Below are 14,740 nucleotides of genomic sequence, written 5' to 3'. Positions count from 1 at the left end.
GCTAGAGTACGCGCCAGTTGTTAAAGCGAGTGTCTTGGCTGAATAACGCGCGCAGCTCATCTTCATAGGCCGGTTTTAAATGAGTAATCCAAACCTGCTGTGGTGCTTGCAGAAGCTTTTGCACCGTATTGTAAAGTGTTTGCGGGGTTAAATGCCCCGACATATCAGCCAGCTGCTGATAACGGTCGGGGAAAGAGCATTCGATCATCAGGGTGTGAATTGCGGGTAGCCGGTTCAGTTGGTCGATAAATTCAGCAGAGCTTTTGCTGTCGGCACAAAATACAAAGTGCTGGTTTTGGTCTTGAATGCTGTAGCCAACGGTGGGGACCGTATGTTCCACCGAAAATGGCGTTAGGCTGAGTTCGTTATGCCGTAGGGTTTGCCAAGGCGTTAGGGCACGAAATTCGATAATGGGGTCTGCAGCGCTGGGTATCGCAGTGAAGTCTGGCCATATTTGGCCATTAAAAATACAGCTTTTCAGTACCTCAATGGTTTCGGGTAACGCGTAAATAGGTAATGGCGTTGTTCGATGACCAAACAGATTAGCTAAAAAAGGCGGAAGCGCTGAAATATGGTCCATATGGCTATGAGTAATAAACACAGCTTCGATTCCACGCATACGCTCTAACGACAAAGCGCCAAGCCCGGAACCTGCATCAACAAGAATGCGGTTACTAATTAACAACGAGGTGCTACCACTTTGCCCACCTACACCGCCGCTGCTGCCTAATATGTCTATGTTCATGCTGTTACCCTATTCAGCGTGTTGGTTGCGGGAAAGGCCCGGCAAGTTACTCAAGTCGACGTTGTCTATTTGTTCCGGCTTTAAATGTTTGTTCGCGTAAGTTAAATATACTTTTTTATCAACAAACAATGCGAACAAATCAGGGTCGAGGTGATTGTTTTCAACCATTCTGCCCATAATGGTAAGGGTTTGCGACAGGCTCATGGCTTTTTTGTAGCTCCGCTCTGGCGCTGTTAAGGCCTCAAACACGTCAGCTATACCCATAATTCGAGCGGGAATGGACATTTGCTCGCGGGTAAGCCCCCGAGGATAGCCCTTACCGTCCATTCGTTCATGGTGGCCGCCAGCATACTCAGGAACCCGTTTCAGGTGCTTAGGAAAGGGCAGTTGTTCTAGCATATTAATGGTGTGCACCATGTGGTCTTCCATTATTTTTCGTTCAGCGTCGGTGAGGGTACCTTTACGAATGCATAAATTTTCGCATTCTTCGGGCGTTAATAAGGGTTGGGTTTGGCCGTTCAATGTTGTGTAATTAAGTGCTGCGAGCGACTGCACTTTCTCAAGATCGTCGTCGGCCATAAATTCGCCGCCAGTATTTGCCCGTTGCAGGAACTCAAGCGCCTCTTGGTAGAACCCCTGTGAGGGGGCATTGCTTGGCGCCGGGCGCGAGCTTGGAGTGTTGTTTTTCAGCGCTGTTAATTCAGCCTCAAGCTCAGCAATTTTGGCGTCGCGCGCTAACACTTCAAGCCTTGCTTCAATAGTGCCGATGCGGTCGTATATGGTTTCCAGCTTTTTCGACTTTTCCACCACATGAGGGGGCGTAACTATCTTGCCACAGTCGTGCATCCAGGCTGCGGTTTTCAGTTCATACATGTCTTTTTTCGACATCTTGAACCCTTCGAGGCCCGGATAATTCGAACCACTTGCCGCTTTTGCCAGCATTAAGGTTGCGTCGGGTACGCGCCGACAATGCGCTCCGGTTTGTGGCGACTTCGCGTCAATAGCGCTGGCGATTACGTGGGTGAAGCTTTCAAACAGTGTATGCAGGTCGTCGATAAGCTTGCGATTCGTGAGCGCAATGGCGGCCTGCGAGGCGAGCGAGCAGGCAATTTCAATATCGTCTTGGTCAAACTGAACGGTATTGCCTGCGTTGTCTTGCTTGTTCAGTAATTGCAGAGCCGCAATAACGTCGTTTTCATGGTTTTTGAGCGGCACAACCAACATGGACTGAGAGCGATAACCTGTGCTGGCATCGAATTTACGGGTACCGGAAAAGTCGAAGCCTTGCTCTTCGTAGGCGTCGGCTATACACACGGTTTTTTCATGCAAAACCGCATAAGCCGCGACCATGCGTTCATTGGGCTCGTGGTTCGTTAAATACAATGGAATTTCGGAAAATGTACCGCCCACCGGCTCACCACTGCCGCCCAAATGAATATTCAAGGTGTCATTTTGTACCAAGGTAAATGAAAGGCTTTGCGGTTTGCCTTCGGCGTTTGAATTAACCCAGTAGAGGGTTCCTGCGTCGGCACAGGTAAGTTCACGCGCACCATTTAAAATCTGCTCTAAAAGTTCGATATGATCGTCGACCGCCGATAAGGCAACGCCAATAGCATTTAAACGACGAATTCTATTTAGGTGGTGAGACGTTTGTGCGGCGTTAGCCATAAGGAACCCTGTTTTACGAATCTTGTTGTTATAAAACCTAGATTAGCATATTGGGTAATTAATGCAGCAGCCTAAAGTAATTCTGTGGGGTGTTCCGTGCGCGGGCCAAGCGCGGGCTAGGTGTCGCAGTAGCCCGCAGGGAATAGCACCAAGTGGTCAAGGTTAAGGCGTAAACCCACTTCTTCACCCATGGCGTATTGGTGGTGTGAAGGTGCCATACACAGAATCTGGCTGCCATCGGAAAGCGCTACTGTGTACAAGTAGTGCGCCCCACGAAACCCCTTGCCCACAATTTTGGCTCGCCGTTCACTACTGTCGTCAATCAAAATATCGTCGGGCCGCACCAACACGTCGACAGCTTCACCTTCGGCATTGGCTGGCACTTCGTCTCCGCGCAAAATACCGAGCGGCGTAGCAACACCTTGTTCAGGGGTTATCGCACCGCGCAGCAACACTCCGTGACCTATAAAGTCGGCTACCAAGTGGTGTGCAGGCTCATGATAAAGCCCATACGGGGTGCCCCACTGCAACATCTTGCCGTGGTACATTACGCCCGCTTTGTCGGCCATAGCGAACGCTTCTTGTTGGTCGTGAGTAACCAATAAAGCTGTGATTTTTTCGCGTTTTAACAGCGCCCGCACGTCGGTTGCCAACGACTCACGAAGCTCGGCGTCGAGGCTCGAAAAAGGCTCGTCGAGAAGTAATAGGCGCGGGCGCGGCGCGAGCGCTCGAGCCAGTGCAATGCGTTGTTGTTGGCCCCCCGAAAGTTGATGCGGGTAGCGAGGGCCATAGCCCTCTAAGCCTACATGTTCGAGCAGTTGCCGAACGCGAGCGCTTTGTTCGGCCTGTGTTTGGGTGCGAATACCAAAGCTAATATTTTGCGCCACGGTGAGGTGAGGAAACAAAGCGAAGTCTTGAAAAACCATACCTACGCCACGCTGTTCTGGTGGCACGTGTTGTGCTTGCGAGCTCACCAAGCGCATACTAATTTCGATACTGCCACTGCGCAGCGACTCAAAACCGGCGATGGCTCTTAATAAAGTAGTTTTGCCACAGCCACTTGGGCCTAACAAACAGCCAATGTCACCGGGCTCTAAACTAAAGCTTACATCGTTTACAATAAGCTGGCTGTCGAAGCCTACAGCAACATGATTAAGCTTTAACAGGCTCATAAATTTCCTCAACTTTTGGGGCCACTACAGCGCCTTTGTCATTATGTCGTTCTTGCATGGCGCGGCTTAGCAGTATGACAGGAATTAAACCAGCGAGCACGATCATCAGTGCAGCAGGACCTGCTTCGGCGAGGCGTTCGTCGCCGGCAAGCTCATAGGCGCGTACTGCTAAGGTGTTAAAGTTGAACGGGCGCAGTATTAGGGTTGCGGGCAGTTCTTTCAGCACGTCCACAAACACCAGTAGCGTAGCGGTTAGAATACTCGTACGCAGCAGCGGAAAATGAATGCGGGTTAATATTTGGCGTGGATTTAACCCGAGAATTCTGCCCGACTCGTCCATAGAGGTTTTAATTTGTGCTAAACCGCTGTCGATGGTTTGGATGGAAACCGATAAAAAACGCACCAAATAAGCAAAAAGTATGGCCACAATAGTTCCCGACAAAACCAAACCGGGGTTGTAACCAAAAAGCGAACGGGAAATGTCGATGATTCTGTGGTCGAGCCAAGCGAATGGAATAATAACGCCCACAGCAACCACCACGCCAGGAATGGCATAACCTAACGACGCAAAATTTATGCTCACGCGGGTAAGTAGGGTTGGCGTACGGCGTTTTCCGTAACACAACCAAAGGGCAACTAATACCGTAACGAGCGAAGCCACAACTGCAAGCATCACACTGTTCGTAATAAGTTTAATGAAGGCAGGCTCAAGCCAGACATGGAGTTGGTCGGCACTCCATAACAGCAGTTGTAGCGCAGGCAAAATAAAGCCCAATAATACCGGAGTAAAGCACACAGCAAAGGCAGCAAAGGCTTTACCACGAGTAAGTTTAAAAGGCCGAGCTTTTTGTTGTGAGCGACCTGCGTGGTGGTATTTAGATTTTTGCCGAGAAATACGTTCAACTACAATAAGTACAACTACTGCGCTTAACAAAATACTGGCCAATTGCAGGGCGCCAAGCGGATCGCCCATACCGTACCAGGTTCTAAAAATACCGGTGGTAAAGGTAGTTACGCCGTAGAAATGAACGGTGCCATAGTCGGCTAGGGTTTCCATAAGGGCCAGAGTTACGCCGGTAGCAATAGCAGGGCGCGCCATGGGTAATGCTACCCGCCAAAAGCTTTGCCACGGGGTTAAGCCGAGAGTTCGCGCTGCTTCTATTGCCGCTCTAGACTGCTCAATGAACGCTGCGCGGGTAATTAAATACACATAAGGAAAGAGCACAAACCCCATTACCAAAGTGGCCCCGGTAATGGAACGAATTTCGGGAAAATAATAGTCGCCGAATTGCCATCCGGTAACGGCCCGCAGAAACGACTGCACCGGCCCCTCGAAGCTGAGCATGCCACTGTAGGTGTAAGCCGTAATGTAGGCAGGCATTGCTAAAGGTAGCAATAAAGCCCAGCGGAGCCAGCTCACGCCCGCAAAGGTACATGCAGTGGTTAACCACGCGGTAGCTACGCCAATAACAGACACCAACAAAGCAACGCCCACCATTAAAATGACGGTATGGTGAATATACTCGCCGATAACGAACTGCCAAAGGTGCGCCAGAGTTTCGCGTTGTTCAGCGCCGAACAAGCCAACAAAGAAAGCGCCTACTACAATCAGAAGCGGCATGCATACGAGCAGCGCGACACCGGGGAGAGACGCGTTACGCAGTAGATTAAAAGCCTGCATGGGCAGGCTTTTATAGTTCCGATAAGATGTTGTTCGGTCTGGACTCAAAAGATACAGCTCTTTAGTCTTGGGGTTGTTTACTAGCGCCAGCCCGCTCTATTCATGAGGCGAACCGCCGCAGCGTTATTTTCTCCAAGCCGGCTCATTGGAATTTGGTCGGCTTTAAAGTCGCCCCAGCCCTGTAATATATCGCTCAAGGCCGCGTCTTGACGCACAGGATACTCTTGATTTGCCTCTGCATACCAAGCTTGTGACGACTCGCTGGCTAAAAACTCAATAAGCTTAATGGCGTTCTCAGTATTTTCGGTGTGACGTAACAAGCCGATGCCACTTACGTTAACGTGCACACCTTCAGCGTCTTGCGAAGGCCAGAAAATTTCGAGCTGGTCGGTAGTTTGCAAATTTGCCGCGTCGCCACTGGCGATCATACCACCGAAATAATAGGTGTTGGCAATAGCAACATCACATTGCCCAGAGGCTACTGCGTGAAGTTGATCACGGTCGCCACCTACGGGATCGCGCGCAAAGTTTGCCACTAAACCACGCGCCCAGGCTTCAGTTTGCTCTTCTCCGAAGTGGTCAATCATAGCGGCTACAAGAGACTGATTATAAATGTTGTCTGAACTTCGAACACAAATACGACCACGCCATTTAGCGTCGGCAAGATCTAAATACGAACCTAACTCCGCAGGGTCAACTCGGTCTTTCGCATAAAAAATAGGGCGCGCACGCATGCTTAAACCGAACCATTCGTTGTCGCTGTCACGTAGGTGAGCAGGAATAACGTTGGCTAAGGTTGTTGAATTCACACTTTGAAATAAATTCGCCGATTTAGCGCGGTGAAGAGCGCCTGCGTCTACTGTTAAGAACAAATCTGCAGGGCTGTTTTCACCTTCGTTCTGTAAGCGCGTGAGCAAACCGTCGCCAGAGCCAGTGAGCAAGTTTACTTGAATACCGGTTTCCGCTGTAAATTCGTCGAGTAGCGGTTTTACCAGCGCTTCGTTTCTGGACGAGTAAATGTTCACTGCTTCTTGGCTGGGGCTAGGAGAGCAAGCACTTAAGAAAGCGGCCATTGCCGCTGCAACTGGAATGAGTTTAACGATAGATTTCATAAAAAACACCTCGCGTTTATTTGTGGCTTATTCTAATTTAACTGCTCTCAAATAGCAATCATTATCATTTAGGTTTTTGTGCTCTGATAGTGAGCAATCCGAAATGCGAGTATTCCGCGTATAATCCTTGTAGTTCAAAACGGTGGATTGCTTCGCGTCCATATTCATGCTGAATGAGGGGTAGAGAAAATGACAAGAATATCGAATAGTTTAATGGCGCTCGCGATGAGCGTTACCATGCTCGCATTGTCGAGTGGAAATGCTCACGCTTCTATTGTGGGGCAAGACTATGAGTACCGCGTAGGCGGTCAAGTTATGAAAGGTTATGTTGCACATAATAGCCGGCTAGAAGAAAGCTTGGGTACCGTTATTATTGTGCACGATTGGGACGGCCCCAATGATTACGAGAAAGGCCGCGCACACCAGTTAGCGGCTCTAGGCTATACCGCTTTTGCCATTGATGTGTACGGCCGCGACCGCCAGCCCACCTCTATGCGCGAAAATGCAGCGCGTGCGAGTGAGCTTCGCGGTAACCGCGAACTTTTTCAGCAACGGCTAATGGCGGCCCTCTCTGAAGTACCAAATATTCCCGGTGGTACCGAGAATAGAGTGGCAATGGGCTACTGTTTTGGTGGTGAAGCTGTGTTAGAAATGGCGCGTGCTGGCGCCGACTTGGCCGGTGTTGTGTCTTTTCATGGAAGCTTAGGGTTACCCGAAGGGCAGAGTTACAGTACGGCAACAGCTCCGGTACTCGTTTTACACGGCTCTGCCGATCCGGTTTCAGGTATGAGCGAGTTTGCAACCTTAATGAACGACCTTCAGGCCGCAGGGGTTGAGCACAACGCTGAGATTTACGGCGGTGCCTTGCACTCGTTTACGGTACCTTGGAGTTCAGACTACGATCTAAAAGCCGACCGTGCCAGTTGGCAAGCATTGCTTGAGTTTCTTGACGAAAAGCTTTGATAAACGAGGGCTCGGCCTACGGCCCGCACTTCGTGCGTCGTAAGCGCGGCAATGCCGCGCGTACAAATACACAGAGGCGGACAAAATCGCTGGGAGCGATTTTGAACGTTACGCAGTAACGGCCCCGAAGGGGGGAGGCGCACGGATGCGCGGAATGCTCGCCCCATCCCTGGGGCTCGGCCTACGGCCCGCACTTCGTGAGTCGTAAGCGCGGCAATGCCGCGCGTACAAATACACAGAGGCGGACAAAATCGCATGGAGCGATTTTGAACGTTACGAAGTAACGGCCCCGAAGGGGAGAGGCGCATGGATGCGCGGAATGCTCGCCCCATCCCTGGGGCTCGGCCTACGGCCCGCACTTCTTGCGTCGTAAGCGCGGCAATGCCGCGCGTACAAATTGCACGTTACGCAGTAACGGCCCCGAAGGGGGGAGGCGCAAGGATGCGCGGAATGCTCGCCCCATCCCTGGGGCTCGGCCTACGGCCCGCACGTTGTGCGTCCAAAATCGTTCCAGACGATTTTGTCGAACCAGATAGGTGGTTCTCATCCGGCGTCTAAACACCAAATACTAAAAAACCGCCACAAGGGCGGTTTTTTAGTATTTGGTGCCCAGAGGCGGAATCGAACCACCGACACGGGGATTTTCAATCCCCTGCTCTACCGACTGAGCTATCTGGGCCTGTTCTTGACAGCGGGCGGTATTAAACGGTTTTTCTGTGCTGCTGTCAAGAGCGTGGCTTATTTTATTCGCGAATTTGTCCGTTACCCGTCACCACGAATTTCTCTGTAGTAAGAGATTCTAACCCCATGGGGCCGTAGGCGTGTAATTTAGACGTAGAAATACCGATTTCTGCACCTAAACCAAGCTGACCGCCGTCGGAGAACCGAGAGGACGTATTCCACATGGTTACGGCTGAGTCAATATCGGCAATAAAGCGTTTCGCTGTGGCTTCGTTCTCGGTGCAAATTACGTCGGTATGGCCGCTTGAAAACTGCTCTAAGTGCTCTATGGCATGCTCGTAGCTGTTGACCAAGCGTACCGCAATTTCCAGTGCGAGGTATTCTTCGCCGAAGTCTTCATCGGCAATAATTTCTGCACCGTTAAAGTAACTCAGCGAGCTTTTGCAGGCGTGAACTTTAACTTGTTTTTCGGCCAGTGCTTTCGCAGCCATAGGCAGAAACTTATCGGCAACGTCTTTATGCACTAACAAGCCTTCGAGTGCGTTACAAACACCAGTACGCTGGGTTTTGCCGTTGAGCAGCAGGGCGAGGGCTTTATCTAAGTCAGCGTCTTTGTCGACATACAGGTGGCAAACACCTTTGTAATGCTGAATAACCGGAATTTTACTGTTGTCGCTAACGTAGTGAATGAGCCCTTCGCCACCGCGAGGTATCACGAGGTCAATAGAGTCTTTTTGTTGCAGTAGTTCGGCCATCAAGTCGCGGTCTGGCGTGGGTACGACCGTTACCACGTCTTTGTTAATGCCAGAGGCCTCTAAGGCTTCATGCATGGCTGCTGCGATAGCCTTGCTACTACCAATGGCTTCTCGGCCACAGCGTAAAATAACCGCATTACCGGCTTTAAAGCACAGAGCGCCGGCGTCGGCGGTCACATTTGGGCGTGCTTCGTAAATCATGCAAATAACCCCTAAGGAAATACGCATTTTGTCGATACGCATGCCGTTTGGGCGTTCCTCTAACAAGTAGCTTTGACCAACCGGATCGGGCAGGGCAATAATTTCTTCTATGGCTCGTGCCATATCTTCTATGCGAGCTTCGCTCAGTTCGAGACGATCCATCATGGCCGCGTCGAGGCCTTTCTCTTTACCTGCAGCGAGATCCTTGGCGTTCTCGGCCAAAATAGTGGCGCTGTAGGATCGAATGCTGTCGGCCATGCGCTGCAAAGCGGCATTTTTCTTTTCGGTCGATAAAGTGGCAATAGTGCGTGCGGCTTTCGCTGCGCGCTGTGAAATTTGTTGGGCTAACTCTTTATGGTTTAGCGTACTCATACTTTACTCCATAACATTAAATCGTCGCGGTGAATAACTTCGCTGATAGGGCTGTAACCGTAAGTTTCAGCGATCTTGCTGTCGGTTTGCCCCTTCAAATGAAGGAGCTCATGGGAACTGTACCGACAGATCCCCTTGGCGATGGTTTCGGTACTTTCTGCACTACGCACCAATACGGCATCGCCACGATTGAAGTTACCTTGTATATCCACAATGCCTGTAGTGAGTAACGACGCGCCTTCGTCGCGAATCGCTTCTACAGTGCGCGAATCAACTAAAATCTCGCCTTGCGCAATAAGAGTGTGGCGTAACCAGTGCTTCTTATTGCTGAGTGGGTCTTCTTTGGCGCGGAACAACGTACCTGGGTTTTCATTGCGTAACAGCACTTCGAACATGGTGCCTTTACGACCATTGAGAATATAGGTGTCGATACCATGAGTGGTGGCTTTTTCCGCCGCTTCAACTTTAGTGCGCATGCCACCGGTACCGACCGCACTAGCAGAACCGCCCGCGAGCGCATAAATACTTTGGTCGATGGTTTCGACTTCTGGAATGAGTGTGGCATCGCTGTGCTTATTTGGGTCTTTGTCGTAGAGACCGTTAATGTCCGAGCAAATAAACAAAGCGTCTGCGTCAACAACAGTTGCAACCATGGCAGCCAAGTTGTCGTTGTCACCTACTTTGAGATCGTCTGTAGCCAGTGCATCGTTTTCGTTCGCAATCGGCATAATGCCTTGCTCGAGTAGGGCATTCACAGTGTTCCGAATGCTAATATAGCGCTCACGATCACGAAGATCGTCGTGTGTCATTAAGACTTGCGCACTGGGGAAATCGAAAAAGCGCGACCAACTTTCCATAACATGGGTTTGGCCTACCGCTGCCATGGCTTTTTTCAGCACGACAGGAATGGGTTTACTTTCATCGAACTTGAAATGATGGCGACCAGCGGCCACCGAGCCTGAAGACACAAGAACAATTTCTTGGCCACGTTCACGACATTCATTGATAAAGCGTGCAATTGCGAGAAGGTATTTGGAACTGCAGCCTTTACCATCTGGCGCAATAAGAGCACTGCCGACTTTGATAACCGCTCTTCGCCAGGTAGGTATCTTCATGAAAAATACTCCCTTGTTGGTGCAAATGAGCGGCATATCTTAACACAACAGGCCCTGTTTCTCGAACGCGCAGGCGGGTTCACTGTTGCATGCGCTGCTGATCAAATGAATGATTATGCAGTTGATTGTATGCACTGAAACTATTTGGTAGAGGGGCTTGGCGGCGTGTACCCTTCAATTTCTACGTTTTTACCTTCAAATAAAAAACCCACCATTTCGGCTTCGAGAAACTTGCGAGCTTCTGGATCCATTAAGTTGAGTCGCTTCTCATTAATGAGCATGGTTTGCTTCTGCTGCCATAGTGACCATGCCTCTTGCGAGATATTGTCGAAGATTTTTTTGCCTAGATCGCCAGGGTAAAGTTGAAAGGCGAGACCAGGCGCGTCTTGCTTTAAATACTGGCAATAAACGGTGCGTGACATAATTGCATATCTCCTTGTTTTTATGCATTCGAGGCTGCATAAAATAAAATTAAATTGATTTTCTATTCACCCACTAAGCTTTATTCATACTTCTTATACTACTTATGCGTTGTAATTATACTCGCGTATTCTTATTTGCTTTCTGCTGCGAGTAACTTACGCAACTCTTTTATTATAGGTGCCGGAAAGCCAAATTCGTGGAGCTGTGCCGCAGTCACCCACGCGCTTTCGCTATTTTCATGCAGCTGCTGAGTATGAGCGGTGCTTTGCTGCCAAATGTGTCCGCGCATTTTAAAATGACTAAAAGTATGTTGGAAACTTACTTTCGGCTTTGGCTCCGCTTCCGGAGCTTGCGCCATTGTAGGTAAACACCACAGTGAACGCCATAGGCCAATGTCTGGTCTTTTGGTAATTAGAATAGCCGGAGCTTGGCCCGCATTTTTGGTATACAGCGCAAAGTGAGCGTCTTTTTCTGGCAACTTCACTTTTGCTTTGCGTTCAGGAAATAGCGCTTGTTGCTCAAGCTTAAAGGCTTTGCATTCGCTATTGAATGGACACTCATTGCAGCGCGGCGCTTTCGGTTTGCAAAGGGTTGCGCCTAAGTCGAGTAACCCTTGGGCAAACTTACGATTGTTGGTTGTAGGGGTAAGCTGCTCCGCTAACTGCCAGAGTTCTTTTGTCAGGGCCGTGGAATTTGGTAGCCCTTTGAGAGCAAAGAGTCTGCAGAAAAGGCGTTTTACATTGCCGTCTACAATAGGGCCGTAAGCATTGTAAGCAAAAGACCGAATAGCCCCGGCTGTATAGCGGCCTACGCCGGGTATTTTTTCGAGTTCGGGTAGCGCTTGTGGAAATTCACCATTGTGGTGTTTACATAAATAATGCGCTGCTTTGTGTAAGTTTCGAGCTCTCGAGTAATAACCAAGGCCCTGCCAGTGTGCCATAACTTGGTCTTCGGTTGCCGCGGCTAGCGCTTCTAAAGTAGGAAAGCTTTGCATCCAACGTTCAAAATAGGGAATTACCGTGGCTACTTGGGTTTGTTGCAGCATAATCTCGCTGACCAGCACTCGGTAGGGTGTTGCGGGATTTTGCCAAGGGAGATCGTGGCGGCCATGGTTAGCCTGCCAGGCTAAAACACGTTCGGCGAAGTTTTTAATCTGCATGTTTGCTTGTTTTTTGTCTCAAGGCTTGGATAATTAGCGCCCCAACAGTGTAACAGGTTCAAATCTAATGTCCGAACAAGAAAATGCAGGTTCAGTATACATGCGCCGTATTCGCAGCTTTGTAAAGCGCGAAGGGCGTTTAACCAAAGGCCAAGGCTCCGCACTTGAGCGGCTCTGGCCAGTTTGGGGTATTAACCCGCCGCCACAGGGTAGTTGTTTGAACGTTACCGCGCTTTTTGGTCGTGAAGCGCCCGTTGCGCTTGAAATTGGCTTTGGTATGGGGCGTTCACTTGTTGCCATGGCGAAGGCGGCTCCAGAAATGAATTTTATAGGTATTGAGGTGCATCGTCCTGGCGTTGGGGCCTTACTTATGGAAGCAGAAGAGCAAGGTGTAGAGAATTTACGGGTTATTGAATTCGACGCCGTTGAAGTGCTAGAGCAATGGCTTGAAAACGATAGTCTCGATAAGGTGCAAATATTTTTCCCAGACCCTTGGCATAAAAAGCGTCACCACAAACGCAGGCTCATTCAGCCAGAATTTGTACAGTTGTTACGCACCAAAATGAAGCATGGCGCCATATTGCACTTAGCCACCGATTGGGAAAACTATGCTGAGCATATGCTCGAGGTTATGAACCCCGCGCCGGGTTTTGAAAATACCTCAACAGACGGTACCTTTATTCCACGCCCCGATGAGCGTCCGCTAACTAAATTTGAACAGCGCGGTCACCGATTGGGGCATGGTGTATGGGACATGAAATTTAAAGCCGTTTAGTCGTCGAGAAGGTCGGCAAGTACTTGGTTCAAGTACAGTCGACCTTTTTCTGTGGTTTGCCAATGCTCCGGTTCAGAAGTTATAAAGCCGTTTGCAATTGCGGCCGCTAACTTGCTTTCTGCTTTGCCGACACTGAGCCCCGTTCGGTCAACAAACTCTTGTTTTGGCACGGGCTCCAGTAAACGGAGCCGGTTCATAAAGTATTCAAAGCACAGCTCTTCTGCAGCAACGTCCCATTGGCGGTTTAAAAAGTTGCGGGTAAGGTCCATGTAACCGCGCGGATGCTTTATTTTTTCCGTTCTAATAATGGTTAAACCCGGCGGGTCTCCTGCCGCCGGTAGCGTTATTTTGCCATGTGCACCGCAGCCTATGCCCAGATAGTCGCCAAAGCGCCAGTAATTCACATTATGCTGACCTCGGTGGCCTTTTTTACCGTAAGCACTGACTTCATATTGTTGGTAGCCTGCGGCAGCAAGCTTTTCATGGCCTTGTTCATAAATAGCCCATAAGTCGTCGTCGTTCGGCAGGGTGGGCGGCTTACTGGCGAACAAAGTATTGGGCTCGATAGTGAGTTGATACCACGAAATATGAGGCGCGCCGAGCGCGATCACTCCGTCCAAGTCAGCGAGTGCTTGTTCAGGACTTTGGTTCGGTAAACCGTGCATTAAATCAAGGTTAAAGCTGGTAAGCGGTAAATTTGCAGCATGCGCGGCGGCCTGTTGCGCTTGCTGCGGATCATGAATGCGGCCTAAGCGCTTCAGGTGCTCGCTATTTAAGCTTTGTATGCCAATCGACAACCGATTCACTCCGGCCCGCAAAAAGCCACTGAAGCGCTCTTGCTCAAAGGTTCCGGGGTTTGCTTCTAAGGTAATCTCAATATTAGGTGCGAAAGGAATAAGCGCCTCGACCCCTTTTAACAGCCGCGCTATACCCTCTGCACTGAACAAACTTGGCGTGCCGCCGCCAATAAAAATGGACTGCAAGGGGCGTTGTTGCACATAGTTGAGATCGGCACGCAAATCGTCGAGCAAGCAGTTAATGTAAACGTTTTCTGGGATCACCTCAGGCTGAGCGTGCGAATTAAAGTCGCAATACGGACACTTTTGCACACACCATGGAATATGAATGTAGAGGCTAAGGGGCGGCAACATCACTTTGCAATGTCCTGCAGTTGAGAATAGAGCTTTGTAAGTGCTTTGCCACGGTGACTCACCGCTCGTTTCTGCTCTTTGCTCAGTTCGGCAGCGGTGCAGCCTAATTCAGGGCTATAGAATACTGGGTCGTAGCCAAAACCACCTTCCCCTCGAGCGCTGGTGGCAATTTCGCCGTGCCACATACCGTGTGCTATCAGCGGAGTTGGGTCGCCGGCATGCAGCATAAATACTAATACGCAGTGAAACGCAGCGCCACGCTCATGCTGCGGTGTGCCTTCAAGTGCATGCAGCAACTTTGCTATGTTCTTTTGGTCCATGCTCTGCTCGCCAGTAACTTCTTGTGCATAGCGAGCGGAGTAAATACCCGGTGCGCCCTGCAAGGCATCTACGGCAAGGCCGGAGTCGTCGGCTAAGGCTGGCCGGCCAGTAACAGCACAAGCATGGCGCGCTTTAATAATGGCATTCTCGACAAAGCTGAGGCCGGTTTCCTCTGCGTCTTCCACATGGAAAGCGCTTTGCGGCAACACTTCAAAGCCGAGTGGCGCAAGTAAGTCTTCAAGCTCTACAATTTTGCCTTGATTACCGGTGGCAAGCACAACCTGCTTCATAAAAGCTTTCCTTTCGCTGAAAAATAGCCTGCCATTATAGCGCACTCATGAGGCTGTGTTATTATGGCTTCACAACGAAATCAGTCCTTTCCAGTAAAAAGAACAACTTATCCCAAGTAAAAGAAGGGCAAAAGAAAGTTCGGGGAAAGAAGGGAA

The 14,740-nt window shown here is 50.0% G+C and carries 13 protein-coding genes and 1 tRNA gene; 2 read left to right on the top strand and 12 right to left on the bottom strand.

What is annotated here, in order from left to right; all coding sequences use genetic code 11:
- Position 1: 1 nt before the first annotated feature.
- From DQW12_RS12015 to DQW12_RS11995, 5 genes are all read right to left on the bottom strand, one after another.
- Positions 2-745, bottom strand: coding sequence for a 3',5'-cyclic-nucleotide phosphodiesterase (locus tag DQW12_RS12015; protein ID WP_113908114.1), 744 nt, complete (start codon positions 743-745; stop codon positions 2-4).
- A gap of 9 nt (positions 746-754) precedes the next feature.
- Positions 755-2,413, bottom strand: coding sequence for an HD domain-containing phosphohydrolase (locus tag DQW12_RS12010; RefSeq protein WP_113908113.1), 1,659 nt, complete (start codon positions 2,411-2,413; stop codon positions 755-757).
- 116 nt (positions 2,414-2,529) lie between these two features.
- Positions 2,530-3,579: an ABC transporter ATP-binding protein gene (locus tag DQW12_RS12005; RefSeq protein WP_370444365.1), complete on the bottom strand. Its 1,050-nt coding sequence runs from the start codon at positions 3,577-3,579 to the stop codon at positions 2,530-2,532.
- Positions 3,566-5,266, bottom strand: coding sequence for an ABC transporter permease (locus DQW12_RS12000; protein ID WP_113908111.1), 1,701 nt, complete (start codon positions 5,264-5,266; stop codon positions 3,566-3,568). The genes DQW12_RS12005 and DQW12_RS12000 overlap by 14 nt, the downstream gene beginning before the upstream one ends.
- An 80-nt stretch (positions 5,267-5,346) precedes the next feature.
- Positions 5,347-6,378: a Fe(3+) ABC transporter substrate-binding protein gene (locus DQW12_RS11995; RefSeq protein WP_113908110.1), complete on the bottom strand. Its 1,032-nt coding sequence runs from the start codon at positions 6,376-6,378 to the stop codon at positions 5,347-5,349.
- A 189-nt stretch (positions 6,379-6,567) separates the two neighbouring features.
- Between DQW12_RS11995 and DQW12_RS11990 the strand changes: the two genes are divergently transcribed.
- A complete protein-coding gene (locus tag DQW12_RS11990) occupies positions 6,568-7,341 on the top strand; it encodes a dienelactone hydrolase family protein (protein WP_113908109.1) in 774 nt (257 codons plus the stop codon).
- Positions 7,342-7,944: 603 nt separating this feature from the next.
- On the opposite strand, the gene DQW12_RS11985 is transcribed toward DQW12_RS11990, so the two are convergent.
- The 5 genes from DQW12_RS11985 to mutY form a co-directional block, all read right to left on the bottom strand.
- Positions 7,945-8,020, bottom strand: a tRNA-Phe gene (locus DQW12_RS11985).
- Between the two features lie 64 nt (positions 8,021-8,084).
- A complete protein-coding gene (locus DQW12_RS11980) occupies positions 8,085-9,350 on the bottom strand; it encodes a glutamate-5-semialdehyde dehydrogenase (protein WP_113908108.1) in 1,266 nt (421 codons plus the stop codon).
- Entirely contained in the window at positions 9,347-10,465 is a 1,119-nt protein-coding gene (proB, locus tag DQW12_RS11975; protein WP_113908107.1) for a glutamate 5-kinase, read from the bottom strand. Before proB ends, DQW12_RS11980 begins: the two co-directional genes overlap by 4 nt.
- A 140-nt stretch (positions 10,466-10,605) precedes the next feature.
- Entirely contained in the window at positions 10,606-10,887 is a 282-nt protein-coding gene (locus tag DQW12_RS11970) for an oxidative damage protection protein (protein WP_113908106.1), read from the bottom strand.
- A gap of 131 nt (positions 10,888-11,018) precedes the next feature.
- Positions 11,019-12,047, bottom strand: coding sequence for an A/G-specific adenine glycosylase (mutY, locus tag DQW12_RS11965; protein ID WP_113908105.1), 1,029 nt, complete (start codon positions 12,045-12,047; stop codon positions 11,019-11,021).
- A gap of 67 nt (positions 12,048-12,114) precedes the next feature.
- Between mutY and trmB the strand changes: the two genes are divergently transcribed.
- Entirely contained in the window at positions 12,115-12,822 is a 708-nt protein-coding gene (gene trmB, locus DQW12_RS11960; protein WP_113908104.1) for a tRNA (guanosine(46)-N7)-methyltransferase TrmB, read from the top strand.
- On the opposite strand, the gene hemW is transcribed toward trmB, so the two are convergent.
- Positions 12,819-13,973 (bottom strand): radical SAM family heme chaperone HemW, encoded by a 1,155-nt coding sequence (gene hemW, locus DQW12_RS11955; RefSeq protein ID WP_113908103.1) that lies wholly within the window; start codon positions 13,971-13,973, stop codon positions 12,819-12,821. The genes trmB and hemW overlap by 4 nt on opposite strands.
- Positions 13,973-14,584, bottom strand: coding sequence for an RdgB/HAM1 family non-canonical purine NTP pyrophosphatase (gene rdgB / locus DQW12_RS11950; protein ID WP_113908102.1), 612 nt, complete (start codon positions 14,582-14,584; stop codon positions 13,973-13,975). The genes hemW and rdgB overlap by 1 nt, the downstream gene beginning before the upstream one ends.
- Positions 14,585-14,740 lie beyond the last annotated feature (156 nt).

This window comes from Aliidiomarina celeris (assembly GCF_003316875.1).
In the GTDB taxonomy this organism is placed as follows: Bacteria; Pseudomonadota; Gammaproteobacteria; order Enterobacterales; family Alteromonadaceae; genus Aliidiomarina; species Aliidiomarina celeris.
The sequence above is the reverse complement of the archived record's forward strand: the minus strand, read 5'-3'. Positions and strand labels throughout refer to the sequence as shown.